Source organism: Paenibacillus sp. FSL M7-1046, assembly GCF_038007405.1.
GTDB lineage: Bacteria > Bacillota > Bacilli > Paenibacillales > Paenibacillaceae > Paenibacillus_AQ.
This window is the reverse complement of sequence record NZ_JBBOXB010000001.1, coordinates 3,181,081-3,206,208: the sequence shown is the minus strand read 5'-3', so window position 1 is coordinate 3,206,208 and position 25,128 is coordinate 3,181,081. Positions and strand designations below refer to the sequence as shown.

General features: G+C 51.9%; 19 protein-coding genes, 1 pseudogene and 1 other annotated feature. Of the genes and pseudogenes, 6 read left to right on the top strand and 14 right to left on the bottom strand.

Features of this window, described 5'->3' with window-relative positions:
* Nucleotides 1-7 precede the first annotated feature (7 nt).
* From NYE29_RS14115 to NYE29_RS14095, 5 genes are all read right to left on the bottom strand, one after another.
* Entirely contained in the window at nucleotides 8-340 is a 333-nt protein-coding gene (locus NYE29_RS14115; protein WP_038596708.1) for a 4Fe-4S dicluster domain-containing protein, read from the bottom strand.
* Complete coding sequence (locus NYE29_RS14110; protein WP_340896442.1) at nucleotides 337-1,947, bottom strand: FAD-binding protein; 1,611 nt, start codon at nucleotides 1,945-1,947, stop codon at nucleotides 337-339. The genes NYE29_RS14115 and NYE29_RS14110 overlap by 4 nt, the downstream gene beginning before the upstream one ends.
* 23 nt (nucleotides 1,948-1,970) lie before the next feature.
* Entirely contained in the window at nucleotides 1,971-2,858 is an 888-nt protein-coding gene (locus NYE29_RS14105; protein WP_340896441.1) for an ABC transporter permease, read from the bottom strand.
* Between the two features lie 15 nt (nucleotides 2,859-2,873).
* Nucleotides 2,874-3,677: an ABC transporter permease gene (locus NYE29_RS14100; protein ID WP_445322167.1), complete on the bottom strand. Its 804-nt coding sequence runs from the start codon at nucleotides 3,675-3,677 to the stop codon at nucleotides 2,874-2,876.
* Between the two features lie 99 nt (nucleotides 3,678-3,776).
* Entirely contained in the window at nucleotides 3,777-4,553 is a 777-nt protein-coding gene (locus tag NYE29_RS14095) for an ABC transporter ATP-binding protein (protein ID WP_076114035.1), read from the bottom strand.
* Nucleotides 4,554-4,983: 430 nt separating this feature from the next.
* Here NYE29_RS14095 and NYE29_RS14090 point away from each other — a divergent pair, with 430 nt between their 5' ends.
* The gene (locus NYE29_RS14090) at nucleotides 4,984-6,090 is read left to right on the top strand and encodes an LLM class flavin-dependent oxidoreductase (protein ID WP_038596717.1); all 1,107 of its coding nucleotides are present in this window, start codon (nucleotides 4,984-4,986) and stop codon (nucleotides 6,088-6,090) included.
* Between the two features lie 151 nt (nucleotides 6,091-6,241).
* Here the strand turns inward: NYE29_RS14090 and NYE29_RS14085 are convergent, their stop codons facing one another.
* On the bottom strand, nucleotides 6,242-6,481 hold the full coding sequence (locus NYE29_RS14085) for a hypothetical protein (RefSeq protein ID WP_038596719.1): 240 nt from the start codon (nucleotides 6,479-6,481) through the stop codon (nucleotides 6,242-6,244).
* Nucleotides 6,482-6,485: 4 nt separating this feature from the next.
* Nucleotides 6,486-7,487, bottom strand: coding sequence for a nucleotide-binding protein (locus NYE29_RS14080; protein ID WP_340896440.1), 1,002 nt, complete (start codon nucleotides 7,485-7,487; stop codon nucleotides 6,486-6,488).
* Between the two features lie 160 nt (nucleotides 7,488-7,647).
* On the opposite strand from NYE29_RS14080, the pseudogene NYE29_RS14075 reads away from it, so the two are divergent.
* Nucleotides 7,648-8,778, top strand: a pseudogene (locus tag NYE29_RS14075) (N-acetylmuramoyl-L-alanine amidase).
* Nucleotides 8,779-8,789: 11 nt separating this feature from the next.
* Here the strand turns inward: NYE29_RS14075 and NYE29_RS14070 are convergent.
* From NYE29_RS14070 to NYE29_RS14060, 3 genes are all read right to left on the bottom strand, one after another.
* Entirely contained in the window at nucleotides 8,790-9,794 is a 1,005-nt protein-coding gene (locus tag NYE29_RS14070) for an HD-GYP domain-containing protein (protein ID WP_038596726.1), read from the bottom strand.
* 132 nt (nucleotides 9,795-9,926) lie between these two features.
* Nucleotides 9,927-11,507, bottom strand: coding sequence for a response regulator (locus NYE29_RS14065; protein ID WP_038596728.1), 1,581 nt, complete (start codon nucleotides 11,505-11,507; stop codon nucleotides 9,927-9,929).
* Nucleotides 11,508-11,542: 35 nt separating this feature from the next.
* On the bottom strand, nucleotides 11,543-13,372 hold the full coding sequence (locus NYE29_RS14060; protein ID WP_038596731.1) for a sensor histidine kinase: 1,830 nt from the start codon (nucleotides 13,370-13,372) through the stop codon (nucleotides 11,543-11,545).
* A 121-nt stretch (nucleotides 13,373-13,493) separates the two neighbouring features.
* Between NYE29_RS14060 and NYE29_RS14055 the strand changes: the two genes are divergently transcribed.
* From NYE29_RS14055 to NYE29_RS14045, 3 genes are all read left to right on the top strand, one after another.
* Nucleotides 13,494-14,384, top strand: coding sequence for a carbohydrate ABC transporter permease (locus NYE29_RS14055; RefSeq protein WP_038596733.1), 891 nt, complete (start codon nucleotides 13,494-13,496; stop codon nucleotides 14,382-14,384).
* Nucleotides 14,381-15,220: a carbohydrate ABC transporter permease gene (locus NYE29_RS14050; RefSeq protein ID WP_439823194.1), complete on the top strand. Its 840-nt coding sequence runs from the start codon at nucleotides 14,381-14,383 to the stop codon at nucleotides 15,218-15,220. Before NYE29_RS14055 ends, NYE29_RS14050 begins: the two co-directional genes overlap by 4 nt.
* A 107-nt stretch (nucleotides 15,221-15,327) precedes the next feature.
* Complete coding sequence (locus NYE29_RS14045) at nucleotides 15,328-16,635, top strand: ABC transporter substrate-binding protein (RefSeq protein WP_038596738.1); 1,308 nt, start codon at nucleotides 15,328-15,330, stop codon at nucleotides 16,633-16,635.
* A 110-nt stretch (nucleotides 16,636-16,745) separates the two neighbouring features.
* Here the strand turns inward: NYE29_RS14045 and NYE29_RS14040 are convergent, their stop codons facing one another.
* The 3 genes from NYE29_RS14040 to NYE29_RS14030 form a co-directional block, all read right to left on the bottom strand.
* Entirely contained in the window at nucleotides 16,746-18,014 is a 1,269-nt protein-coding gene (locus tag NYE29_RS14040) for an Nramp family divalent metal transporter (protein ID WP_144024483.1), read from the bottom strand.
* Nucleotides 18,015-18,437: 423 nt separating this feature from the next.
* Nucleotides 18,438-20,141, bottom strand: coding sequence for a glutamine--tRNA ligase/YqeY domain fusion protein (locus NYE29_RS14035; RefSeq protein ID WP_076114044.1), 1,704 nt, complete (start codon nucleotides 20,139-20,141; stop codon nucleotides 18,438-18,440).
* A gap of 88 nt (nucleotides 20,142-20,229) precedes the next feature.
* Nucleotides 20,230-20,487: a binding site (T-box leader), on the bottom strand.
* Nucleotides 20,488-20,536: 49 nt separating this feature from the next.
* On the bottom strand, nucleotides 20,537-22,093 hold the full coding sequence (locus NYE29_RS14030) for an SAM-dependent methyltransferase (RefSeq protein WP_076114045.1): 1,557 nt from the start codon (nucleotides 22,091-22,093) through the stop codon (nucleotides 20,537-20,539).
* Nucleotides 22,094-22,250: 157 nt separating this feature from the next.
* Here NYE29_RS14030 and NYE29_RS14025 point away from each other — a divergent pair, with 157 nt between their 5' ends.
* Entirely contained in the window at nucleotides 22,251-23,450 is a 1,200-nt protein-coding gene (locus NYE29_RS14025; protein WP_340896436.1) for an oxalate decarboxylase family bicupin, read from the top strand.
* Between the two features lie 65 nt (nucleotides 23,451-23,515).
* Here NYE29_RS14025 and NYE29_RS14020 read toward each other — a convergent pair whose 3' ends face one another.
* Nucleotides 23,516-24,628 carry a WG repeat-containing protein gene (locus tag NYE29_RS14020; RefSeq protein ID WP_076114047.1) on the bottom strand — a complete coding sequence of 371 codons (1,113 nt, stop codon included), beginning with the start codon at nucleotides 24,626-24,628 and terminating at the stop codon, nucleotides 23,516-23,518.
* Between the last annotated feature and the right edge of the window lie 500 nt (nucleotides 24,629-25,128).

Here is a 25,128-nt window from a genome sequence, read left to right as displayed (position 1 = left end):
AGGATTCTCAGAACCCCGCTCTGGCCGCCAGTTTATACATAAAGTCATGACTTGCCACCGGCTGTCTGCCCTTGCCCCAACCGACCTTCTCGCGGTAACCGCCAAGCAGCCCCTGCTGCTCCAGTTCCGCCTCTGTCACACCGGTAAGCTCTTCGGAATCCGGCGCTACATATAAAGCATCTGTAGGGCAATACAGCTCACACATGAAGCAGGTCTGACAATCGCTCTGCCGGGCAATGACGGGAATTCCGTTCTCCACCCGGTCAAAGACGTTCGTCGGACAGACAGACACACATTGATTGCACTCTACACACCTGGCAGCGCTGATGACTTCAATCACAACAGTACACTCTCCTTCGCAACCTCTTCTGTTTTCACCCAGACCTGATCCAATCCCCCGCTGATCAGCCGGTGATGCTGACCGTTATCCGTTTCCTTGTAATCCTCCCGCTTATGCATCCCCCGGGTCTCCGTCCGGGCAAGTGCGGAGCTGTACATCCAGCGCGCCGTCGCCGTCATCGCTTCCGCTTCGCGCGCTTTAACCCCCTCCGGCGTACGCTGGATTTCCCGGCTCCGCTGCTCTTTCCACAGTCCGTCCAAGCGTTCCAGCGAAGAGCTCAGCCCCTGCTCGGTACGGAACAAATTGATGTCGTAGGGCTTGACCTCAGCCTGTACAGCGGCCACCGCCTCAGCCGCTCTGGCTGCCGCTCCCGGCTTCACCTGCTGGTGAACCAGCGGCGAGGACGACAGCCCTACTGGTGTGCGGTGCGCTGCATGTATCCCAAGCTCCAGCGCATAAGCCGCCGCCCCTTCTCCGGCGAAGGAGCCGGAAGACATGGCCCAGGCAGCATTGTGACTGCCGCCTCCGGTGAAGCCGCCGCAGATCAGCTCGCGGGTAGCCGCATCCCCTGCGGCATATAATCCCGGAACGCCGGTGCTGCAGTTCTCATCCGTAATGCGGATGCCGCCTGTGCCGCGGACTGTACCTTCCAGCCGCAGTGTCACCGGAAAAGCGTCCTTGAAGGGATCGATTCCCCGGCGGTCAAAGGGCAGGAAGAAATTCGTCTGCGCGACTCTCAGCAGCGGTCTCAGATCCTCTGAGGCCCCGTCCAGCTTGGCGAATACCTGGCGGCCCGCCAGCAGATTCCGGGCAATAACCGAGCGGCCTTTCTTGGAGCCTGCCCCTTCCACTACGCTGCCGTCCTCATAATAGAAGCTCGCATAGCTGTAATAGGCCGTCTTCGTCACTGACGAGAAGGTCGGGCAGATGGCATAGGCATTGGAGAATTCCATGCCTGAGAGGCTCGCTCCGGCCTCGGCGGCGAATAAATAGCCGTCACCGGTGAGGACGTTGCAGCCCAGCGCTTTGCTCAGGAAGGCGCAGCCGCCGGTCGCGATCACCACTGCCCCCGCCTGAACGCTCCAGGTCTCCCCGCTCTGGGTATGCACTCCGGCTGCTCCGGCTACACCGTGCCCGTCGGCCAACAGCTCCAGCACCGGGCTATGGTCCAGAATCTTCACACCCGCTCTCTTGACCAGCTTGCGCATTAGCCGCATATATTCCGGCCCCTGCAGGCTTCTGCGGTATGGGTTGCCCTGTTCATCCAGCGGGAAGGGATACCCCGAAATGCCCAGCCGGTTCATATTGTCGTAGGTGCGGTCCAGCACCCGGTCCATCCAGCGGTGCTCCGCCAGCTTTCCGCCCATGGAATAGCGGCTGGCCTTCGCCTCTTCACGCAGCACGGCGTCCGGCTGCACATACCAGACCCCTGTACCTGACGGGGCGGTTGCCCCGCTGGAGCCGCAATAGCCCTTATCGGCAAGAATGACCTTCGCCCCTTTAGCCTCAGCCGTTAGGGCCGCCCATGTTCCTGCGGGACCTCCGCCGATCACCAGTACATCCGCCGTCAGATTCAAAGAGTCCTTTATTGCCGAAATTTGATTCATTGTCCTAGCCCCCTATAGATTCATTAGCCTTGATAGCTGTCACGCCAGTACAGGAATTTGCGCTCAATCGCGCGGAACAAAGAGTCGATCAGCTTGCCAACCACCGCAAAAATGATAATGCCTACAAAAATGACTTCCGTATTGGAGTTCTGCTTCGCCTCATTAATCAGAAATCCCACCCCCGACTGCGAGCCGATCAACTCGGCGACGACAAGGCCAATCCAGGCCACCGCCATCGAAAGACGCAGGCCGAGCAGAATGCCGGGCAGCGCCGCAGGCAGAATGAGCCGCCGCAGCCTCTGTATATGGCTGAAGCCCAATACCCGGGCGACCTCAAACAGCTTGTTGTCCACACCCCGGATGCCCATAAAAGTATTGATATAGAGCGGAAAAAATGAGCCGCTCATAATAATAACGGTCTTCGAGACTTCGCCAAAGCCGAACCAGAGAATAATCAGTGGCGCAATCGCCAGATGCGGAACCAGCCGCAGCACCTGGACACTCGGGTCCAGCAGGTACTCTGCACTGCGGAACAGCCCGGTCAACACCCCGAATAGCAGACCTAGAAGGCCGCCAATCAGAAAACCGAGACCCGCCCTCCCGATACTGACACCCAAATGTTGGGTAAGCTCCCCGGTACCCGCAAGGCCCGCAAAGGCCGAAAGAATCGACAGCGGCGTCGGCAGAAATTCCGATGAAACCAGTCCGGTGCTTCCGGCAATCTGCCAAACGGCTAAGACCGCCACCGGAATTGCGGCTCCGGTTCCCCAATCTGCAAGAAGGGATTTCAAGCGGAAGGAAGGGAGTCTTCCCGCATTATTACGCGCAGTAATAGGTGCCGTACCGCTATAATCACGCGCCTCCCTTGCCCCTTTGGCGGCCTTGACTACCGCCTCTATTCCATCGCTCATGATGTTGTTCTCCTCCTATCCTTGATAGCTGTCCCGCCATCTCAGCAGCCGCCGTTCGATCAGACGGACTATGGTATCACTCAGCAGGCCGGCAGCGGCAAATATAATAATTCCCACGAACACTACAGGCGTGTCTGCAAACTGGCGGGCGTCGGACATCATGTATCCGATTCCTGAAGTGGATGCAATCAGCTCAGCCACTACCAATCCCAGCCAGGACAAGCCCAGCGACAGGCGGACGCCAAGCATTATGTTCGGGACCGCCGCCGGCAGCACCAGCCGGAGAATCTGCTGCATCCGGCTGAAGCCAAGCACCCTGGATACTTCAAACAGCTTGTTGTCAGTCCCGCGGATGCCCATAAACGTATTGATGTATACCGGAAAAAAAGCTCCTTTGGCAATCAGCAGCACCTTGGATTCTTCACCGATGCCAAACCACAGGATGAACAACGGCACTACGGCCAGACTCGGTATCATCCGGATCATTTGCAGGGAGGGATCCAGCAGCTTCTCCGATCTGCGGAACAGCCCGACCAGTACACCGAACAGCAGGCCAAGACCGCCGCCGAGCAGAAATCCTGACAATGCCCGGATCACGCTGATCCGGAGGTTGATCCAGAGGTCTCCGGTGGAAGCGAGCGAGATGAACGACTGGGCAATGGTATAAGGGGTCGGGAACAGCATCTCCGAGATCATTCCATAATGTCCAAGGGTCTGCCACAGAATCAGCACACTTCCCGGCAGCAGCATACCAAGTCCGGCAATGGCCGCTTTTCCGGGTCTTCCGGGGGTTCTGGCCGCGATGGCCCGATTGCTCATAAGTGCCCCTCCTTTTATCATATAATTCACATCGTCTAAGTCGGATAAAGGACAACACGAATCCCTTGTTTCCGTAAAATCGTTTCAGTAAAGACAACCTTAAATCCCTGCCCCGTCAGTCAGCTCAAGCTCATCCACCTTCTCGAAATAATTCAGTACCTTCAGACGCAGCTCTTGAAAAGAGGTAGTCGTCTTCTTGCGCGGATAAGGCAGATCGACCGGAACGACCTTGCGGATTTTGCCCGGACGCGGTTCCAGAATGACTACCCGGTTGCCCAGAAAGACAGCTTCATCAATGTCATGGGTTACAAAAATCATCGTGGTCCGGTTCCGCCGCCAAATGTCCAGCAGCACCGTCTGCATATGCGCCCGGGTAAATGCATCCAGAGCGCCAAACGGCTCGTCGAGCAGCAGGATCTTTGGGTTCCGCAGCAGCGCCCGGGCAATCGCCACACGCTGGGCCATCCCTCCCGACAACTCGCGGGGATAGGACTTTTCGAAGCCGGTCAGTTTCACCAGTTCAATCAGCTCATCCACCTTCTGCCGGATGTCCGGCCTGCCAAGCGGCAGGTCGGAGGCGATATTCTTCTCCACGGTAAGCCAGGGAAACAGGCGGTGCTCCTGAAAGATAAACCCCTTATCAATACCCGGACCGCCAATCTCCTCACCTTCGAGAGTCACACTGCCGGTATAACCGCTATCCAGACCGGCGACGATGCGCAGCAGCGTGCTTTTGCCGCAGCCGCTGGGTCCAATCACTGTAATAAATTCGCCTTCCTCTACATGCAGATCAACCTCATGCAGTGCCTGTACCTGCCCGCCCGCTGTATCAAAGCTCTTGTTCAAATGCGTAATAGACAGCAAAGCTTCACCCATTCATGCTCCTCCTTCCAATTGGCAAACCCAAAATCTACACAAAAAAACAGAGGGACCTCGTGTGAAATAACACGGGCACCTCTGTCTGAACAGTCGGCAATTAATAATTCAAAGTAAAACTATTGGAATTTGTAAATTTAAAATATCATCTATCTACAGGTCTGTCAACAAAAATACACATTTCGTTTACAGCGAAAACGCTGTTTACTTAAGTACATTAATTCAAGCAAATGCATTGAATAGGCTTCTTCTGAAGATACTCGTGAAGATACTCGACTGAAAGCCCTCCACGGTTCACATAACATTTATCATTTACTCATATACTTACATTTTGTAAGCAGTTATGTTATAATCATCAATATTCCTTCTCACACCGGACCAGTTACCATTTACTATATTTAACATTCTATTGAACAAGGGGTCAGCATTTATGAATAACAGCGTTCCGCAAGAAAACGTGCCGGAGTTTGAATTCGGTATTTACACACTCGGCGATATCGTAACCGATTGCCATACAGGTCAGACCATCAGCCCCCGGCAGCGTCTCCATGAAGTCATCGCAGCGGCTAAGCTGGCTGATGAGGCTGGGCTGGACGTGTTCGGTGTCGGTGAGCATCACCGGCTTGATTTTGTCATCTCCTCGGTGCCGGTTGTACTCGCGGCAATTTCGCAGGCCACGAAACGGATCAAGCTGACTAGCGCCACAACGGTGCTGAGCACCATTGATCCGGTACGGGTCTTCGAAGACTTCGCCACACTCGATCTGCTGTCGGACGGCCGGGCGGAGATCATCTCCGGACGCGGTGCTTTTCTGGAATCCTTCCCCCTGTTCGGATACGAGCTGGAAGATTACAAGAAGCTGTTCGCGGAGAACCTTGATCTGCTGCTGGAACTCAATCAGCATGAAGTCATGAACTGGGAGGGAACCTTCCGCTCCCCGCTGAAGAATGCCGAGATTGCCCCGCGGCCTTTGCAGCGGAAGCTCCCGCTCTGGGTCGGCATTGGCGGTTCGGCCGAAAGTGCCGAAAGAGCCGGTACGCTTGGTATTGGGATGGCTATCGCCATTCTCAGCGGCAGTCCTGAACCCTTTCAGAATCTTGCCGAAACCTACCGCAGAAGCGGAGCCAAAGCCGGTCATGCCCCAGAGGACTTAAAGATCGCCATCACCAGCCACGGATATATTGCGAAGACGTCACAGCAGGCGCTGGACGAGTACTATCCTTACTATTACAGTTACCGCAATGCCATCAGTCCGCATCCGGGCCAGGAGTACGGAGTATCCCGCAGCGATTTCGGGCGTTTCGTCTCTCCTGTTAACACGCTTGCCGTTGGCAGTCCGCAACAGATTATAGAGAAAATCCTGTACCAGCATGAGCTGTTCGGCCATAACCGCTTTATGACCCAGCTGGACATCGGCGGACTCCCCTTCAACAAGGTAGCGACGGCTATTGAGCTGCTAGCCACCGAGGTGGCACCGGTCGTGCGGCGGGAAATTGCCAAGAAGCGTAGCAGCCGGTCTTCGCACCAGGAAATCTAAGAAACTGGGCGTACCCAAGTGGAAACTGCTTTTTTTGCAGGACGGTATCGTTCAGCGAGAAATAGAAGGATAATTTATAGCGTGAAGCATATAAATCGCTTATATTTACGAAAAAAGGGGTCTCCGGCTGATGCCGGAGACCCCTTAACTATTAGGCGAATGAAGGCTTGCTGTTGTCGACCTTCCCGCTGATAAGCTTCTTGTATTCCTCATCTCCGCCATCCAGCGATGGCGCAATATATACGTGGCCTGCCGAAGAAGCTGGCTTTGCGGCCCGGCCTGCACTTGCCTTGCCCTTAGAGCGCCGTGTCCCTCCGGAACTGCTGCCGTTGCCGCCTGCGGATCGGCGGACCGCACTGGACAAACTGACTACACCCTTCATATTCTTCATGCTCCTAGTCCCCTCCCACTAAATAATTGACGGTACGGAACAAATCGCGGTTGTAAGCAACCACTGCGGTAAGATCCTCCGCAGACAGCCCGTCGTTTCCCGAGAAATGCACAGAAAGGACATGCTGCTCACCTAAAGGATAGCATAGGATATATACCTCGGCAACTTCAGTACGCTGAAAAAAGGTCCATTCCTTGCTCAGATAAGCATCGAGCACACCGGGCCGTTTCCCTTTGTCTTCACTTAATGAAAAAGGGTAACAATGCCCACGGCCCACATTTCCTCCAACCTGTATCAGACCTTCCTTCTCACTTTCCCGCCAGAGCGCGGCGCCAATCACCCGGCATTGTCCGGGCGGCAGAAAGGAATTGCGGATAGCCTCGCTGAGCGCCTGGTATTTCTCTCCACCCTGAGCTCCGGCCACATTACTATTATATTGCCAGAAGAAATGAAGGATACTTTCCTTGCGCCTAAGCTCCAAGCCCAAATGTTCCAATTCCTTCAGGGGATCGCGGTAGCTCCCCTGCTCTTGAATGCTGTCCAGGATCTTCCCGCAGCTGACATCAACGGCTGCCACCGGATTATCATGCTGCCATTCATACTCCAGCGGGGTGAGTCCGGACAGATCGGATAAGAGATGATACTCTTCGATATTCTTGCCGGGAATCAAATCCGTGCGCGGGGCTACCCGGTCCGGAAGCAGGCAAAAGACACGTCTGCGCCGCAGCCTGGCCCAGAACAGCCCCATTTCGAACTGTGTATTATCACGGGTGACATAATAATATTTGCCGCGGATTTGAGCCACATCATCAGGTGAAAAGACGAATACGGCAAAATCGCTTTCATCCAGATGTCTCTCCAGCGCCTCCATCGTATATTCATTCGCACGGAAGGCATTGGCATACCAAGGATTAACCTCGGCTTCTCGCTTTAGCTGTTCGTGGATCGCCCGGGCGTAACGGATGGATTCCCTGGATGATCCGATGAATAGTTTGGGTCTGGTCACGACGGCACTCCTTTACAAACTTTTCCAATATGAAACAATTATACAGTGCTTTGCCGCTTTGGAACAGAGGTTTAATTTCTATTAAATTTTAACCAAATCCTTTTCTTTGACCGATGAAACGGGTAATAGACATTTATCCATCCGGGAAGAGAGGAAATTTATGAACAAATTTATACATACCGCAGTGCTGGCAGCCTGCTTGCTCACTGGAAGCATGCTGCAGCCTGCAACCAGTTCCGCTGCAGGAGCCTATACAGCAAAAGTGAGTGCAAGCTCCCTCAATGTACGCAGCGAGCCGGCAGCCAATGCGGCAGTTACAGGATCCTTAAAAAGCGGCGCACAGGTGACCGTTACCGATGAACAGCATGGCTGGGCAAAAGTGCGGTCCGGTTCAATCTCCGGCTGGGTTGCGGGGTATTATCTCATAAAAGTGAGCGGGACAGGCGGTGAATCCCGTGCAGCAGTTGCTGTATCCACATCCGCCAAGGCCTCCGGAAGCGGCGGCAGCACAGCAATGGTTACGGCTGATTCCCTGCGCATCCGTGGAGGTCCGGGAACCGGTTATAAGATACTCGGGGCGTTAAAGGCAGAGGACTCCGTAACTGTTCTGCTGCGGCAGAACGGTTGGGTGCGGATCCGCACCGCCAGCGGGGAGACCGGCTGGGTCGCAGCACAGTATCTTGCCAGCGGAAGCTCCGCGAGTACAGGAAGCGGGAGCCGAACGACTGGCAGCCTTAGGCAGACTGGCGGGATCAATGGCAAGCGGATCGTCATTGATCCGGGTCATGGCGGCAGCGACCCCGGGATGCTCGGCACATCCTTTGACACGTTGGAGAAGGATCTGAATCTGCAGACGGCATTGTATGTCCGCGACTACCTGACAGCCAAGGGAGCCCGTGTGTAGCTGACACGTGCCCAAGACCAGCGCCCCTCCCTCGCCAGGAGGGTGCAGATCGGGCAGTCTGTGGGGGCGGACGCTTTTGTCAGCATCCATTACAACTCCTCCCCGAAGAATGTAAGCGGCACGCTGACTTTTTATTACTCGGAATCGGATGATCTGCGCCTGGCACGCTCCATTGAGAACCGGCTCGGGCAGGGCATCGGCTTGAAGAGCAATGGAGTATCCTTCGGCAACTACCATATTCTGCGGGAGAACAACCTTCCGGCAGCACTGGTGGAGCTCGGGTTCCTAAGCAACCGGAACGATGAAGCGGTCGTCCGCACATCTGCCTATCAGAAAAAAGCCGCCAAGGCAATTGCCGAGGGGCTGGCGGACTATTTTAAAGGTTAATGGCGAAACGGCTAAATACTGATTTCTTTGATCTTGAGATCCCTCATTTTGCCAAGGTCGATATATTCACCATCTATCTTGATTAAGGGCGTTTCGATGTTATGGGGATTCAAGTAGACAATTTCACCGACACGGCCGTCGGTTAAGATCACATCGCGCCCGACGGTCCGTTTCACAATATTCTCCAGGAACACGGAGACCACATGCGGGTCAAGCGCCCCAAAGCTGCCTCTCCTCATCTGCTCCACAATGAGATGGAACGGCATAGCTTCATGATAGGGCCGCTTGGAGGACATCGCATGAAAGATGTCGGCAACGGCAACGATTTTGCTGTAGGAATCAATCTGTTCCTCCTTCAGCCCCAGCGGATAACCCTTGCCGTCATTCCTTTCATGATGCTGGAGCGCGGTCAAGGTGATATGTGAATTAGCCCCCGTTGTCTCCTTCAACATCTCATAGCCGAAAATCGTGTGCTTTCTGACGAGGGCGAATTCTTCGGTAGTCAGCTTGCCCGGTTTATTCAGCAACTCGGGAGGAATTTTGAGCTTGCCGATATCATGCAAGGTTGCAGCTAGGGAAAGCACCGACAGCTCCGCCTGCCCCATATTCATCCATCTGCCAATCAATGTGGATAACACACCTACGCCAATATTGTGCTGGTATGTATAATCGTCCTTCCCCTGAATCGCTTCGAACAGCGCAAAAATATCGGGAAGGAGTGAAATCTCCTGAACAACCGGTACAACATCCTTTCTTATATCCGCCAATGGAACTTTGCGGGTTAATCTGAAAGAATTAAACAAATCCTTCGACACTTCCACCACACCGTTAACCATCTCGCGGCAGGCCGGCGTCTGTGGTTGTTCATCGGTGAATACGATATCCAATGTATTGATTCTTTGCTTGCGGATGAGTTCCAAATGCTCTGCGTTCAATACGCTTCTTGCCGGTATTACAGTTACACCGTACGCATTGATCAGATCATTTTTGAGGATTCTGCCTAAATAACTATCCATACCATACCAACCCTCCCATTTAACCGATAAAATGATGTGCGATATCTGTATGACTATTATCGGTAAAAGATGGGGAATTCTGAAATTTGTAGGACCGCTCCATTTTTTGTCCATTGTGGAGTGGTTATTTCGCTACAGAGAGTCCTCCTGCTTGCGGTATTCACGAGGAGTCTGCCCGGTCGATTTCTTAAAAACCCGGCTGAAATACTTCTCATCCTCATAGCCGACCAGCTCTGAAATCTGCGACAGCCGCAGGTTTGTATTTTGCAGCAGCGTCTTGGCCTTGTCTATTCTCAGTGCAGTTAAATAATCGGACAGATTCTCCCCGCTGATCTGTTTGAACTTGCGTGAGACATTCTCCCTGCTGATAAAAAAGCGCTCGGCGATATGCTGAAGCGTCATGTCCTTGGCGTAGTTCTGATTGAGGTATTCCCGGATTTCCTGAACAAGCCGGCTGTCCGGTGTCTGGGAATTCCCTTTCCACAATCGCTGCAGCATAGTCTTAAACTGATTCCGCCAGTTCTCAACGGAGAACATCCCCTCTTCGTCATAACACAGCTCAAAGGCAATCTCCTCATTCTGCCGCCAGCGCATCAGAACGGCGCGGATCTCTTCCTGCTGGTGCAGAAAGTTATTCTCGGTGAGCAGCGACAGCCCTGAAAGCTGATCGGCCCATTCATCAACCACCCGTTCCATTCTCTGCAGATCCCCCGATAATACGGCCACTCTGAGCTTGTCCAGCAGTGATTCCAGCACGTGGTCTTCCACAGACCCACTCTCCTCCGTCAGCTCCCTGTAATGATAAATGCGCCCTTCCCGCTGAAGGAGATTGCGCTCACTCAGGCCTTGACGCGCCTGACGGAAGGCGTTTTGCAGTCCTTCGGGAAAAGCCACGGGCCGGCTGAGTCCAATATCCACCTGTACCCCATAAGTCTGTTTCATCGATTCATTGATAAGCCGCACCCACACTTCCACATCCAGAGCCGCCGTCCAGAAAAGAATGACAATATCGGTGCCGGCCTGCCAGCTGCGAAAGGCAAAGCCGCTTCTCCCGGGGGAGATCACCTCATTGCAGACGTTCGCCAGCACGAAGGAGGTCAGCGTCACATCGCCATGAAACCGCTCCAGCAGGCGGCAGTTTGCACGCTGGAGCGAGATTACGGCAACTCTGCAGCTTGCCGCATCCCCCTGCAACCCCAGCTCTTCGCACAAGGAAGGCTTCAGCTCCTGAAATGAAGCATGGCCGGAGACCAGATCCGAGAGCATCTTGTCCCAGTACAGCGGCCGCAGCACATTAAGCTGCATATTCTGCCGGTGACTCTGCTGCCGCTCCTCCTCTTCCTCCAACCACAGCTTGAAGGCATGCTCGGCTGCGGCAATCAGTTGTTTACTGTTCAGGGGCTTCAGCAAATAATCTGTCCCTCCGTAGACGATTGCCGGCTTTACATAATTGAAGTCCTGATACCCGCTAATGACAATTGTCTTCGTATTCGGGAAATGATGATGCAGCCATTCCAGCAGCTCCGCACCGTCCATCAGCGGCATCCGCATATCCGTGAAGACAATCGCCGGCTGTTGCTCCTGCATTATCAGCGTAGCTTCCTGCCCGTTGGTCGCCTCAAAAATCTCTGAAATCTGATATTTTTCCCACGGTACAAAATAGCGGATCGCCTCACGCACATGCTTCTCATCGTCTACAATCAGCACCTTCATCTCACTTGCCGCTCCTTTGGGTCCATTGCACTCCCTTAATTTGTTGGGTCCATCATATCCAGCGGAATAATAAGCGTCACCTTAACCCCGCCGCCTTCGACACTCTGCAGCAATAGCTCTGCCCCGCTGCTCATCTGCAGCCGCACACGCGCCAGTACGTTATGCAGCCCAATCTCTTCGTGCTCTGTCCGGCCGCTCTGCTGAAGTCCGGCTGTAATTTCCTCCAGCCGTTCCGCAGTGATTCCTTTGCCGTTGTCCTTGACGGCAAGCCGCAGGCTGCCGTTCGCATCCAGAGCACAGGTGATGGAGATTACAGCCTCGCGGATCCCGTCCGTAAAACCATGCTTGAATATATTCTCAACAATGGGCTGCAGAATCATCTTGGGCACGGCAATCTCCAGAGCAGCTTCCTCTGCATCAATATCCAGCCTTAAGTTCTCTTCCCCGAAACGTTCCGTCTGCAGGATCACATAATTCTGCACATGCTCCAGTTCATCACGAAGCGGGACCTGCGTCCGCTCCGTGTTCATGGAATAGCGCATCATACTGCCAAGCGAATAGATGAGATCATACACCTTGGGTGCATTGTAGCGCAAGGACAGACTGGCAATGGACTGCAGGGCATTATACAGGAAATGAGGATTGACCTGGGCCTGCAGCGCCTTCAGCTGATTGGTCTTGTTGGCCAGCTCAAGTTTGTATTCCTTTAAGATAAGATCGTTGATCGTCCGGGTCATGCCGGTGATTTTGCGTGTCAGGAGGCCGAATTCATCCTCCCGTTCGGCATCCATATGCGCATCAAGCTGACCAATCTGCACTTTCTGGGTGAAGGAGATCAGCTTCTTGATCGGCCTTGTGAATCCGACGGAGATTAATACCGCGCTGAGTCCGCCAAGGATCAGGAACAGCACACCGATTCCGGTGTTGAACCGGGTGATAGTTCTGGCATCGCCATACAGATCTTCATAGGGAACCAGCTTGATGATGCTGCCCTTGAACAACGTATTCTCAATGTGGCGATACATTACAATACCCTCGAAACCATCCTTCTTCCAGGTGAAATGGCCACTGTCATCCTTCTCCGGCAACTGGCTCCAGCCTGCAGTGACCGGTTTGCCGATCCAATCGGAATCAGAAGCAAACAAGGCCTGCCCCTGTTCATTCAAGATATAAAGCCGTTCTGTATCCGAATTGTACATGGATTTGACGATTCCCTCCAGCTCCCCCAAACGGAAATCAATCGACAGATCGGCCAGAACATCATCGCTCGGCGTTCGGTACATGGGGAAATGAGCAGTAAAAACCGGCACAGTACCCGATTTCAAATTAGGGAATCCGGACTTCATCCCGTATTGATGATCCATATGCGTAACCTCAATATAAGGCCGGTACGTTTCCTCCGTTTGGATCACCGGGGCGTAATCATCATTATTCTCCCGGCGGAATAGCCCGCCGAGCACCAGATTCGACTGCCTGGCCGCCCGGACATACAGGTGAATCTGAAAGGTGTTCCGGTCGGAGAGGAACAGGTTATAGAGCTGTGTTGAGATGATCGCCCGGTTATCCGGCAAGACGGAGTTTTCAGGAGCATTATCCGGATGTTTGGCCGTAAGCAGGCTCGTATAGAAGGAGCTGGGGACATTGATTCCGCTGTATAGGGACATCGCCTGCTGATTCACTCCGCTGAAGTAACTACTGAGATTAGCCTCCCCAAGTGTCAGCAGCTTCGTATTCTGCTTCACTGACTGTTCGGTTACCGATTTCTTGGTATAGAGATATGAGAACGTTACGGATATCCCCGACGGAATCACTGAGGCCAGCAGCACTAGCGCCATCAGCCGGGTCCGGATACTGTTTCTGAACATGCCCTTTTCCTCCTGCAATATAATCCACTTTTATAATCATCAAATTGAGTGTTGATGACTCCTGCCTCTTCCTATAATGAGGGTATGAACCCGTTGAAAAACTATACAAAGGAGATTCCATATGAGAAAAGCTCTGCGTTTGCAAAAAGGCTGGGGACAGCAAATCGTTTTCCTCGGCCCCTGCCTGCTCTTCTTCCTGACCATTGTGGTCACACCCTTCTTTCTCGGCTTTTATTATTCTTCCACTGACTGGAACGGGCTGGATCTGGACAAAGCGGTCTGGACAGGCGCCGCCAACTGGAAACGGATTTTTCTGAATGATGATAAGTTCTGGGAATCCCTGCTCTTTACCCTTCGCTTCACTATAGTGTCCGTAATTGCCGCGAATGTGCTGGCACTTCTGCTGGCCTTCCTGCTGATGACGACACTGAAGACCAAGAAATTGCTGCGTACCATCTTCTTTATGCCCAATGTAATCGGCGGTATTCTGCTAGGATACATCTGGCAGTTTATCTTCACCAAGGGCTTCGGGACAATCGGCGAAATCACCGGAATCTCCTTCTTCCAGCTGCCTTGGCTCGGTACGCCCAGCACTGGCTTCTGGGGCCTTGTCATCGTATTTGTGTGGCAGACTGCCGGGTATATGATGGTTATCTATATTGCCTCACTCGCCGGGATTCCGAAGGATTTGATTGAAGCGGCCAAGATCGATGGCGCCCGCGCACCCCAGCTGTTCAAAAGCGTCTATGTGCCTTTGATCATGCCGGCCATCACAATCTGCCTGTTCCTGACCACATCCAATGCCTTTAAAATGTTCGACCTTAACCTGTCGCTGACCAAGGGCGGACCGGGAACCTCCACCCAGTCGCTCGCCTATAACATTTATGCGGAAGCGCTAATCAACAACCGGTACGGTCTTGGCACAGCCAAAGCGCTGCTCTTCTTCGCTGCTGTATCACTGATCACCGTTACTCAGGTATGGATCACTAAGAGAAAAGAGGTGTCGGCATAATGAACAGCAGCAGATACCGTCCCAGAAATTTCATTCTGGAAATTGCCGCCATACTCCTGGCCCTTGTCTTCCTGTCTCCGTTCTACCTGGTGCTTAGCAACTCTGTTAAAGGGCTTAAGGAAATTCTGACTGATGCTGCATCGTTTCCGCAGGTTTTTGTGTGGAGCAATTATTCTAAGGTCTGGGACGCCATAGACTTCCCGCAGGCTTTCTGGAACTCTCTGCAGATTACCATCCTGAGCGTTATCTTCATTGTTCTGTTCAGCTCCATGGCCGCTTATCAGATCGTTAGAAAGCCGTCGCGCTTCAATTCCTTTGTCTTCCTGCTGCTCATCTCGGCGATGATTATTCCCTTCCAGTCGCTGATGCTGCAATTGGTCCGGGTAACCAGTATCCTGGAGCTGCGCGGAGAACTTTACGGTATTGTGGCTTGCTATCTGGGGTTCGGGATGCCTCTGTCAGTCTTCCTGTTCCACGGCTTTATCAAAACCGTGCCCTTTGAGCTGGAGGAAGCGGCCCGGGTCGACGGCTCCAATCCTTACGGCGTTTTCTTCAAAATCGTCTTCCCGCTGCTGATGCCAATTATTGTTACTGTAATTATTCTCAACACCCTTTGGATCTGGAATGACTACCTGCTGCCTGTGCTGGTCATCGGCGGTAATAAGGATCTGACTACACTGCCGGTAGCTGTAACCAAATTCTTCGGGCAGTACACTAAGAAGTGGGATCTTGCGCTCGCAGGACTGGTCATGGCCATTACACCGATCCTCCTGTTCTTCCTGACGCTGCAGCGGTATATTGTTGAAGGAGTAACTTCAGGATCCGTCAAGGGATAAAAGGGTTGCAACAATATCCACTTTTTCGAGCAAAATATTAAGTGTAAGTGTAAGGTCATATGCATTACGATCAAGTTGTAGGAACCACAGACCAGGGAGGTTATTCTATGAAAAGAAAGTTCGCGTTTGTTATCGCAACCGTTTGCACACTCATTATCGCAGGTTGCGGCAATGGCGGCAATACTAATTCCGGGAACAATGGAACCGCTACCAATGCGCCGAAAGAGTCAGCAGCAACTGAGGCGACAAAAGCTCCTGCCAAAGATGTGACGATCAAAATGTTCCAGTTCAAGGTCGAAATTGCCGAACAGCTGAACACATTGGCTGAACTGTATGAGAAAGAAACCGGAGTCAAGGTTGAAGTCGAAACGCATGGCGGCGGCGAAGATTACGGCGCTTTGCTCAAAGCGGAAATTGCCTCAGGCTCGGAACCGGAAATTTTCAATAACGGCGGCTACACCGCTCTGGTTCCTTACATGGACCGCGCTACCGACTTGTCAGACCAGCCTTGGGCCGCAAAACTGATCCCTACCTCCAAAACTCCTGCTACTGTGGACGGCAAGCTTTACGGCATGCCGATGAACGTCGAGGGCTATGGCCTTATCTATAACAAGGATCTGTTTACCAAAGCTGGTATTACTGAAGAACCAAAAACACTGTCCCAGCTTAAGGACGCTGCCGCGAAGCTGAAAGCTGCCGGCATCACTCCATTTGAAGCAACCAACGAATGGTGGTCCATGGGGATGCACCTTGTGAATGTTGGTCTTGCCCACCAGCCTGATCCGAAGAAATTTGTCGATGATGTCAAAGCCGGTACGCAAACCTTTAAAGGCAATGCCGTGTTCGAACAATGGCTTGATCTGGTGGATGTAATCTTCGGCAACGCCCAAGATAACAAAATGACTACTGACTATGCGACTCAGGTTGCTGATTTCGCCTCCGGCAAAGCGGCAATGATGATGCAGGGCAACTGGACTCAGGGTGATATCGACAAGATTGACCCTGCACTGAACCTTGGCCTGCTCCCGCTCCCGATCAGTGACGAAGAAGGCACCATTCTGGTAGGAGTACCTAATAACTATGTTGTAAACAGCAAATCCGCGCATCCGGAAGAAGCCAAAGCGTTCCTGAACTGGCTCGTATCCTCGGAGACCGGCAAACAATATTTGACCAAGGAGTTCAAGTTTATTCCGGCTGAAACTGATATTGAAACAGCTGCAGAAGATATCGGCCAGGTTGCCGTTGCTGTCCAAGAAAAATCCGCAACTGCACTCGGCTGGAACTGGGATATGTTCCCTGACGGGGTAACTCAGGGCTTCGGCGCTGCGATGCAGGAATATCTCGGCGGACAAATTAACCACGATCAGCTCCTGGAAAAACTGGATAAATCCGTACAGGATATCGTGAAGCAATAATCAGTGCAAAGCTTATACATCCTTATGTACAAAAAGCCCCGCCTTCCGGTGTGCTGTCAGGTTATACCTGACAGTCACCGGGGGAGCGGGGTTTTGTCTGATTCTGCCTTTTAGATGAACATTTCAACAATCAGGAACAGATTGAGTGATACGACCAGCGCAGAGATGATCCAGCCCAGGACCGTAGTAATCCGGTGGTTGACCAGCCCCTTCATAATCTGGCGGTTGCTGGTGAAAATAACAAGCGGGATCAAAGCAAAGGCTATCCCGAAGGACAATACTACCTGGCTCATCACCAGTGCGCGGGTCGGATTGATGCCAAAGGCGATAATCGCCAGCGGAGGAATAATCGTAATCGCCCGCCGCAGATACAGGTTGATTCTCTTATTAATGAATCCCTGCATAACCACATCACCGGCCATTGTCCCAACCGAAGAACTCGACAGTCCTGCGATCAAGAGTCCAAGGCCGAACGAAACTGCCGTTACCGGACCAGCCAGATGGCGGAACTGCTGGAAGGCCACATCCAAGTCTTCAACTACAAGCCCGTTCTTAAAGAAAAGGGCAGCGGCAACGATTACCATCGCCATATTCACAGCACCAGCAATAACCATCGCAATGACGATATCGATCATTTCCAGCTTGAAAATCTGTTTTTTCTCTTTTTCGTCAATCCCGACCACACGGCTCTGTGTCAGTGAAGAATGAAGATAAATCGCATGCGGCATGACCGTTGCCCCGAGAATCCCTGCTGCCAGCAGGATGCTGTCCACACCCTCGAATGCAGGGGTGAATATTCCGGCGATTACTGCTCCCGCATCCGGCTTAGCCATAATGACCTGGAAAGCAAAGGCTAAGACGACGATCAGCACCATCGAAGCAATCCCGGCCTCAAGCGTCCGGTAACCACGCCGCTGCAGCTCAAGAATAGCGAATGAACCGACAGCGGTAATTATTGCGGCAGGCAGCATCGGTATCCCGAATAGCAGATATAGTCCAAGGGCTGCCCCGATAAACTCCGCCAGGTCCGTGGCAATAATGACCAGTTCGCTTTGTATCCATAAAAAAATGGAAGCGCCCTTCGGGAAGCGTTCGCGCGCCACTTCCGGCAGATTCTTTCCGGTAGCTATGCCAAGCTTGGCGGATAAGGACTGTATCAGCACGGCCATTAAATTCGATGCGGCAATGACCCATAACAACAGGTAACCGTATTTCGATCCGGCCGTAATGTTCGTGGCGAAATTCCCGGGGTCCAGATACGCTACTGAGGCAATAAAGGCCGGGCCCAGAAACGGAAGGAGTCTCTTCAATCCTTTGACGTCCCCGTTAAGTACAGCTTGTGCTGAAATTGTATTCTTGTGCTTCGGATTATTTATCATTTTGGGTGTTTCCACCACGTTTTGCTCGATCATTTCAAACCCTCCTCTTGCCCGGAAAAAGTTGTTCTCACACATGAAAGTTTCCCTGGTGCAACATTTAACTTATTTTTATTATAATCTGCTTAATGAAAAATGTAAATGTAATTTTCATGGAATTTTCCGATAAAACCATCACTTATTCTTAACTCAAATTAATGTCCGGCAATCATAGTTAATCATATGTACCATAAGCCCAGTAAGTGAGCCTCCACAACATAAGACTCCACAAGTGGAAACGGCTTCCCCGTCCTCAAAAGGACGGTATCCGTTTCAGCGAGAAGTAGAAGGATAATTTATAGCGTGAAGCATATAAATTCTTAAATTTTAAAAAAACGGGCAAGATTCAGGATGAAATTCCCTGTTCTTGCCCGCTTCCTCAAATAGCTATTTCTTCCCCTTCCAGCTATCCTTCAGTGGAACAATTCTGTTGAATACCAGCCGGTCTTCGCCGCTGTGCTTGCTGTCGGCACAGAAATATCCATGGCGCATAAATTGGAATTTCGCTTCCGGCAATGCCCCTTCCACAAATGGCTCCAACAGGCAATTCTTCAGAAGCTTCACCGAATCCGGGTTAATGACATCTCCCCATGTCCCGGTATCGCCCTTAGGACCCTCGTTGTCTTTGAGCAGCTTCTCGTACAGATATACATCAGCCCGAATGCCGTGACCGGCAGATACCCAGTGGAGCGTTCCTTTCACTTTCCGCCCGTTAAAGCCGCTTCCGCTCTTCGTTTCAATGTCATAGGTACAGCGCAGCTCAGTGATCTCCCCCGTTGCCATGTCCTTGACCACTTCATTGCATTTGATAATGTAAGCCCCCTTCAGCCGCACCTCTCCGCCTATCGTCAGACGGCGAAAGCCCGGAGACGGTTCTTCCATGAAATCCTCCCGCTCAATATATAAGACTCCGGAAAAAGGGACCTTTCTTGTGCCTAGCTCTGGATTCTCACTGTTGTTATCTATATCCAGCAGCTCAAAATTCTCTCCGGCTTGCCCTGCATAATTGGTGATCACAACCTTTAAAGGATCAAGCACCGCCATTACACTAGGCGCTTTGGCTTTCAAATCCTGTCTCAGGCTATGCTCCAGCATCGAGAAGTCAACCATTGTCTGATTTCTGACCATGCCAATCCCCATCACAAAGCTCTTGATGCTCTCCGGCGTAAACCCTCTTCTCCGCAGTCCGCGAAGCGTGGGCAATCTTGGATCATCCCAGCCTTCCACATAATTGCCGGCAACCAGCTGCCGGAGATAACGTTTGCTGGTGACAACACCGGTCAGGTTAACCCTGCCGAATTCCCTTTGTTTGGGCGCCTCGGGGGTCTCCAGCTCATTCAGTACCCATTCGTACAACGGCCGGTGATCCTTGAATTCCAGAGAGCACAAGGAATGTGTTACTCCTTCAATAGCGTCTTGAATGGGATGGGCAAAATCATACAGCGGATAAATGCACCACGCCTCCCCTGTCCGGTAATGTTCGGCATGAATGATTCTGTACAGTATGGGGTCCCTCAGATTGATGTTGGGCGAGCCCATATCTATTTTGGCCCGCAGCACCCTGGACCCGGAAGGATACTCCCCGTTTCTCATTCCGCTGAACAGGCTCAGATTCTCTTCCACCGTGCGCTCCCGGTAAGGGCTGTTCGTTCCCGGTTCGGTTAAAGTCCCCCTGAAGGCGGTGACCTCCTCATGAGACAAATCACAAACATAGGCTTTGCCCTTACGGATCAAGGCCACCGCGCTGCTGTAGATTTGCTCCGAATAGTCAGAGCCGTAATAAATATGCTCACCCGGGCTGCAGCCCAGCCACTCGATATCTTCTATGATGGCCTTCACATATTCCATATCTTCTTTCAGCGGGTTGGTATCATCAAAGCGCAGATTAAATACTCCATTGAATCTGCGGGCCATGTCATAGTTTGTATGAATCGCAAACGCACTGCCGATATGAAGATACCCGTTCGGCTCCGGCGGAAACCTTGTGCAGACCGCTCTGCTGTAGACGCCGCCTTCCACATCTTCCCTGATCAGTTTCTCCATATAGTTCTCTTCATTCTTCTCTTCTGGCATCTCATTTACATTACTCATAGCTAAACCCTCCTGTGTGTGTGCAATAACCGCTCCTAAACAGTAATTCTGCGCAACAAAAAAGAACCTCACCTCCAAGACTTTGCGTCTTGGGGACGAGATTCTCGCGGTACCACCCCATGTTTATTAATATGTCGCCATATTAAACTCATCAAGTACGGCATTGCTGAAAGCAAGGCTTATACTCTAGCTCTGTAACAGGAGCACCTGTCGTACCATCCCCGGCTGCCGGTTCCGATACGCCGCTCAGAGGCTTGTTTCAACAATACATTCCCTGCCCCTTTTCAGCATCCGGGGCTCTCTGTGAAGGAATGAAATTATCTACTCTTCTCATCATCGCGTGTCATTATTTTGTATAGAATACCAAACAATCCCTGCCCCTGTAAAGGGGCGGCTTACCCCTCACTGAGCGCGGCCAGCAGGTCCAAGGCTTCCTCATGTTCCGGCTCCAGGACCAGTGCCTTGCATGTATAATCCAGTGCCGCCTCCATATCCTCAAGCTCATAGCTGCAAATCGCGAGGCAATAGAGCACTGTAATTACCGGCTCTTCCTCACTCTCATGGAGCGAGCGTTCCAGGAACATGCGGGCATCGCGGTACATATCCATTTCAAACAGCAGCAGTCCGCTATCCAGCGCCAGATCATACCTCTGGGGCATCGGGTAATATCCTGCCCACATCTGCTGTATGCCATGCTGGAGATCCAGCAGTTCTTCGTCATTCGCATCCTCCAGCAGGCTGGAAATACGCTCAGCGCTCTGGATGAACAGCTCAGCATCATATCCGCCGAGTCGCCAGAAAGCGAGAATTTGCTGCAGCCCGATGCTATCGAAGTTCTGATCCACCCATACCTTCAGGCTGAAGAAGTCATCCGGTCCGAACCGGTCGACAAATCTCCGGTAAGCCAGCCGGGTATGCACATGGCTCGCCGGATCTTTAAGCTTCAGAATACAGCCAACGTTCAGGTTCTTATAATGATGCGGGGTGAACAGCGAAAGTGCACCCTTCTGCTCAAAAAAGTACTGCATCGCGTGATAATTGGCCGTTAAGGAGATACTTCCGTGATGCATCAGCTTAGGGGGCTCTGCAAACTCCCAGTTCTCCAGCCGGTGATCGCCCTTGTCGGCGGTCAACAGCAGAAAGCCCGCTTGGGACAGACTGTCCAGCCGTTCCATACAAGCCAGCGCCGTAGCCGGGAACAGAATATGGGTATCCTCCAGCTTCTTCCGGTAGTAGTCCGCCACCACGTGATACGGATACGACTTCTCTTCATACCCGGCTGCACGGCTGTAATGATATTCCGGAATGATCCCCTTCAGCACCTCTGAAGTTCCCATCGACTCGGCTTCCTCCGGATACTTTAGGGAAACCTCGCATTCATAAATTTTGCCTTCGTCGATATAGAGCAGTTCTTGCTGAATGCTGTCAAAGAAATAATTGGCGATTACCAGCAGCGGCTGCTTCAGTCCACCTACATGGATCACATTTCCGCTGTGCGTCAGATGCAGCTCGGTATCATGGACCGCGTCAAAGCGCGCGAAATCAAGGATTCCCTGCTGAACAAAAGGGATCAGGCCGGGATGCTGCTGCCAGCCGGCAATATTTTTGACAGGCAGATCGCTCATTACATATTGGAATGGAGGCAGCTTAATCCCCGCATAGTCGATCAATTCACTCAGCTTCTGCAGCACCTGGAAGGCTAGTCTGCCTGCACCCGCACCCATTTCCAGAATAATAACCGGCTCATCGGTCTGGCCAAGTGCATAACGGTCTTGCAAGAAGCCGAAGATCATCTCAGCATAGGCTGTCCCGATCATCGGGTTGCTCGTAATATATTGCGGAACCTGGTCATTTTTCCAGGCTTGCAAACCCAATTCTTCGTAATATGACCGCTGCAGCTCCCAAATCGGCGCTTCACTAAAGCGGTAGCGTTGTTGTTCGCTATTCGTCATGTTCTCTAAACCTGCTCTCTATAATTCTTGTTGAATATTAATAATTATATCCAATATCATGTCCAGTGTCCCACATTCCGCTGCCATTCATAAAAATCGGCTTCCGGCATATATATTCCCATTGATGTATTTTCGGATATGGAAAGGAGCTTAATCTATGGATTCCACTGAACAGGATTCAGCCGGAACAATGAAAATACCCCAGCCGATAAGAAGCGACGGCGCAGGCAATATCGACCGCGGGCCGCGCGATATTATGCGGGACCGCGAGAATCCGGATATGTTCGTTCCTCCCCCCACGGACAACGGACTGATTCCGAATCTGAAGTTTTCCTTCTCCGATGCCCATATGCAGCTGAACTGCGGCGGCTGGTCACGGGAAGTTACGGTAAGGGAGCTGCCTGTCGCCACGACTCTGGCAGCGGTCAATATGAGCCTTACGCCCGGCGGAGTACGGGAGCTGCACTGGCATCAGCAGGCGGAATGGTCTTATATGCTGATCGGGAGCGCGCGGATCACCTCCGTGGATCAGAACGGCCGCAACTTCATTGCCGACATCGGCCCCGGAGATCTATGGTATTTCCCTCCAGGTATTCCGCATTCCATTCAAGGGCTTGCCGAAGGCTGCGAATTCCTGCTCGTTTTTGATGACGGCAGCTTCTCCGATTTAAATACACTGTCGATCTCCGATTGGTTCGCGCATACGCCCAAGGAAGTCCTGACGGCGAATTTCGGCGTGCCCGCTGCCGCCTTTGACTGCATACCGAACGATCAGGTCTACATCTATCAGGATGAAGTGCCTGGTACAATACAGAGTCAAAAGGTGCAATCGCCTTATGGGGATATTCCGCTGAGCTTTAAACATCAATTATTGGCCCAGCCCCCGCTGAAGACCCCGGGAGGAAGTGTAAGAATCGTCGACTCCTCCAATTTCCCGATCTCCCGGACCATTGCCGCAGCACTGGTGGAGATTGAACCCGGGGCCATGCGGGAACTGCACTGGCACCCGAATAATGATGAGTGGCAATATTATCTTGCCGGGCAAGGACGGATGACCGTCTTCGGGGGAAACGGCGCAGCCCGTACCTTCAATTATAGAGCCGGAGACGTCGGTTATGTCCCTTTTGCTTATGGACATTATATCCAGAATACCGGCACAGACAGTCTCTGGTTTCTGGAAATGTTCAAAAGCGACCGCTTCGCCGACGTCTCCCTGAACCAGTGGATGGCCCTGACTCCCCATCAGCTGGTAGGCAGCAATCTGAATGCCGGGCCGGCGCTGCTGAATGCGCTGCGTAAGGTGAAATGGCCTGTGGTGGAATATCCGGGCTACGGATTCCCGAAACGCGAGGAGTAACAACAAATAAGGAACGGCTAGGACAATGCTGTCCAGGCCGTTCCTTATTATGCAGATTGATGATTTTATTTGGCTAATCCTTGTTTGGTCAGAATATAACCTGTTCCTTGAGCAGTCATCCCCACGGCATAGCCGCCACTGAACGATGAGGATTCTCCCGTATAGATAAGCTTGGTCAGCAGTTCGCCCTTGGTGTTGATGTAACCATATTTGTCTTTGGAATTGTCGGCCGGATTGCTGATGCCAACTAAAGCTATGCCTTCTTTGAACGAAAAAGCTCTATTGTATTTCTGGTAGCCGATGACCAGCTTGCCTTGTTTATTGATGAAGCCAACTTTACCTGCAGAATTGTATACGCTGGCTAGGCCTTCACTGAAATCACCGGTATTCTCATATTGAAAAGGAAGGCTGAGCTTGCCCTGCTTGTTAATAAATCCCCATTTGCCCTTTGCATTCTTCACGGACGCCAGTCCTTCTGAGAAGTCGCTTCCCTCTTTGTACTTAAACGGAATCACTGTTTTCCCTGCCGTATTGATATATCCGTACAGCCCCGCATTGTTCTTTACAAGAGCCAACCCTTGGGAGTATCCTCTCGCTTCAGTGTATTGATAGGGAATAACCAGTTTGCCGGAAGTATTGATAAATCCGATCTTCCCGCCCTTTGGCGCGTAAGCTAATGCCAGTCCGTCCGAAAAATAAAATTCCGAGCTATATTTCTCCGTTAGTGTAGTAACCACCTTGCCTGCCCGGTCAATAAGGGCTTCGCCCGCACCCTCTGCCAGCACCACATGGGCTACACCACCTGACAGATTTCCGGCGGATGCATATTGGCAGGGAATGGCTAAAACTCCCTTAGTGTTAATATAGCCATACCGTCCGGTTGCCGAATCCTTCACAACAGCCCGCTGCTCAGCAAAGTCTGTTACAGGCACTATCCCCTCCGGGAGGACAAAAGCCTGTTTGCCGGTCCGGTCATAATAAACAAGATCTCCATCGGCCTGCACTGAAAGCAACAGCCCATGATGAAACTCTGCATCACTGTTTGGCTTGGCGGTATCAAAGTCAAACGACGTTTGGGAGACATCAATCTGTGCCGGAGAAGGAGCTGCCCATCCGGTTCCCGCAATTGCGGTAGTAAGACTCAAAGTCAATAATGCCATTCCGATTCTTTTGAACATGTCTGAAAGCCTCCACTTCCTTATTTTACCTAATATATAGACGTGTTGATTATGGAAAAAGTTTCGTTGACTGTTGCGAAGCTTCTGTTGCTTTCAATGTTTATTAGCCAAAGTTACTGTATGAATTATTTATTTTGTGAAGTACTAACAGCGTGTAGGAGCTCATATTCTGATAACGGGGAGCGAAGCAGCATCTTGGAGAGGAGATGCCGGTCCGAAGAGCCATTCTTTCACAGGAATGGAGGTCGGACTCATGAGTACAGATCAGCTCATTGCACTGCTCGTTCTTGTCATTATGATCGTACAGCTCGCCGTCAAGAAGGGGAAATTCTAAAGAAATGCACTCCTGAATCCGCTTGCTGCCCGGGGTATTACTGGGGCAGCAGGCTTTTTTTCTGATAACAATCTGCCGGACACCGGACAAGCTTCTCGGCAACACTATATTTTCACTTACTAAAGTTGAGAAACATTAAAAAGTATAGTAATATAAAAAGACGAAG

Excerpts from the sequence above, each read along its gene's own strand:
- NYE29_RS14020 (WP_076114047.1), bottom strand. The coding sequence starts at position 24,628 with ATGTTCAAAAGAATCGGAATGGCATTATTGACTTTGAGTCTTACTACC.
- NYE29_RS14030 (WP_076114045.1), bottom strand. The coding sequence starts at position 22,093 with ATGACGAATAGCGAACAACAACGCTACCGCTTTAGTGAAGCGCCGATT.
- NYE29_RS14105 (WP_340896441.1), bottom strand. The coding sequence starts at position 2,858 with ATGAGCGATGGAATAGAGGCGGTAGTCAAGGCCGCCAAAGGGGCAAGG.
- NYE29_RS14070 (WP_038596726.1), bottom strand. The coding sequence starts at position 9,794 with ATGGATAGTTATTTAGGCAGAATCCTCAAAAATGATCTGATCAATGCG.
- NYE29_RS14040 (WP_144024483.1), bottom strand. The coding sequence starts at position 18,014 with ATGATAAATAATCCGAAGCACAAGAATACAATTTCAGCACAAGCTGTA.
- NYE29_RS14060 (WP_038596731.1), bottom strand. The coding sequence starts at position 13,372 with ATGTTCAGAAACAGTATCCGGACCCGGCTGATGGCGCTAGTGCTGCTG.
- NYE29_RS14035 (WP_076114044.1), bottom strand. The coding sequence starts at position 20,141 with ATGAGTAATGTAAATGAGATGCCAGAAGAGAAGAATGAAGAGAACTAT.
- NYE29_RS14110 (WP_340896442.1), bottom strand. The coding sequence starts at position 1,947 with ATGAATCAAATTTCGGCAATAAAGGACTCTTTGAATCTGACGGCGGAT.
- NYE29_RS14095 (WP_076114035.1), bottom strand. The coding sequence starts at position 4,553 with ATGGGTGAAGCTTTGCTGTCTATTACGCATTTGAACAAGAGCTTTGAT.
- NYE29_RS14090 (WP_038596717.1), top strand. The coding sequence starts at position 4,984 with ATGAATAACAGCGTTCCGCAAGAAAACGTGCCGGAGTTTGAATTCGGT.
- NYE29_RS14065 (WP_038596728.1), bottom strand. The coding sequence starts at position 11,507 with ATGAAGGTGCTGATTGTAGACGATGAGAAGCATGTGCGTGAGGCGATC.
- NYE29_RS14055 (WP_038596733.1), top strand. The coding sequence starts at position 13,494 with ATGAGAAAAGCTCTGCGTTTGCAAAAAGGCTGGGGACAGCAAATCGTT.
- NYE29_RS14100 (WP_445322167.1), bottom strand. The coding sequence starts at position 3,677 with ATGAGCAATCGGGCCATCGCGGCCAGAACCCCCGGAAGACCCGGAAAA.
- NYE29_RS14025 (WP_340896436.1), top strand. The coding sequence starts at position 22,251 with ATGGATTCCACTGAACAGGATTCAGCCGGAACAATGAAAATACCCCAG.
- NYE29_RS14085 (WP_038596719.1), bottom strand. The coding sequence starts at position 6,481 with ATGAAGAATATGAAGGGTGTAGTCAGTTTGTCCAGTGCGGTCCGCCGA.
- NYE29_RS14045 (WP_038596738.1), top strand. The coding sequence starts at position 15,328 with ATGAAAAGAAAGTTCGCGTTTGTTATCGCAACCGTTTGCACACTCATT.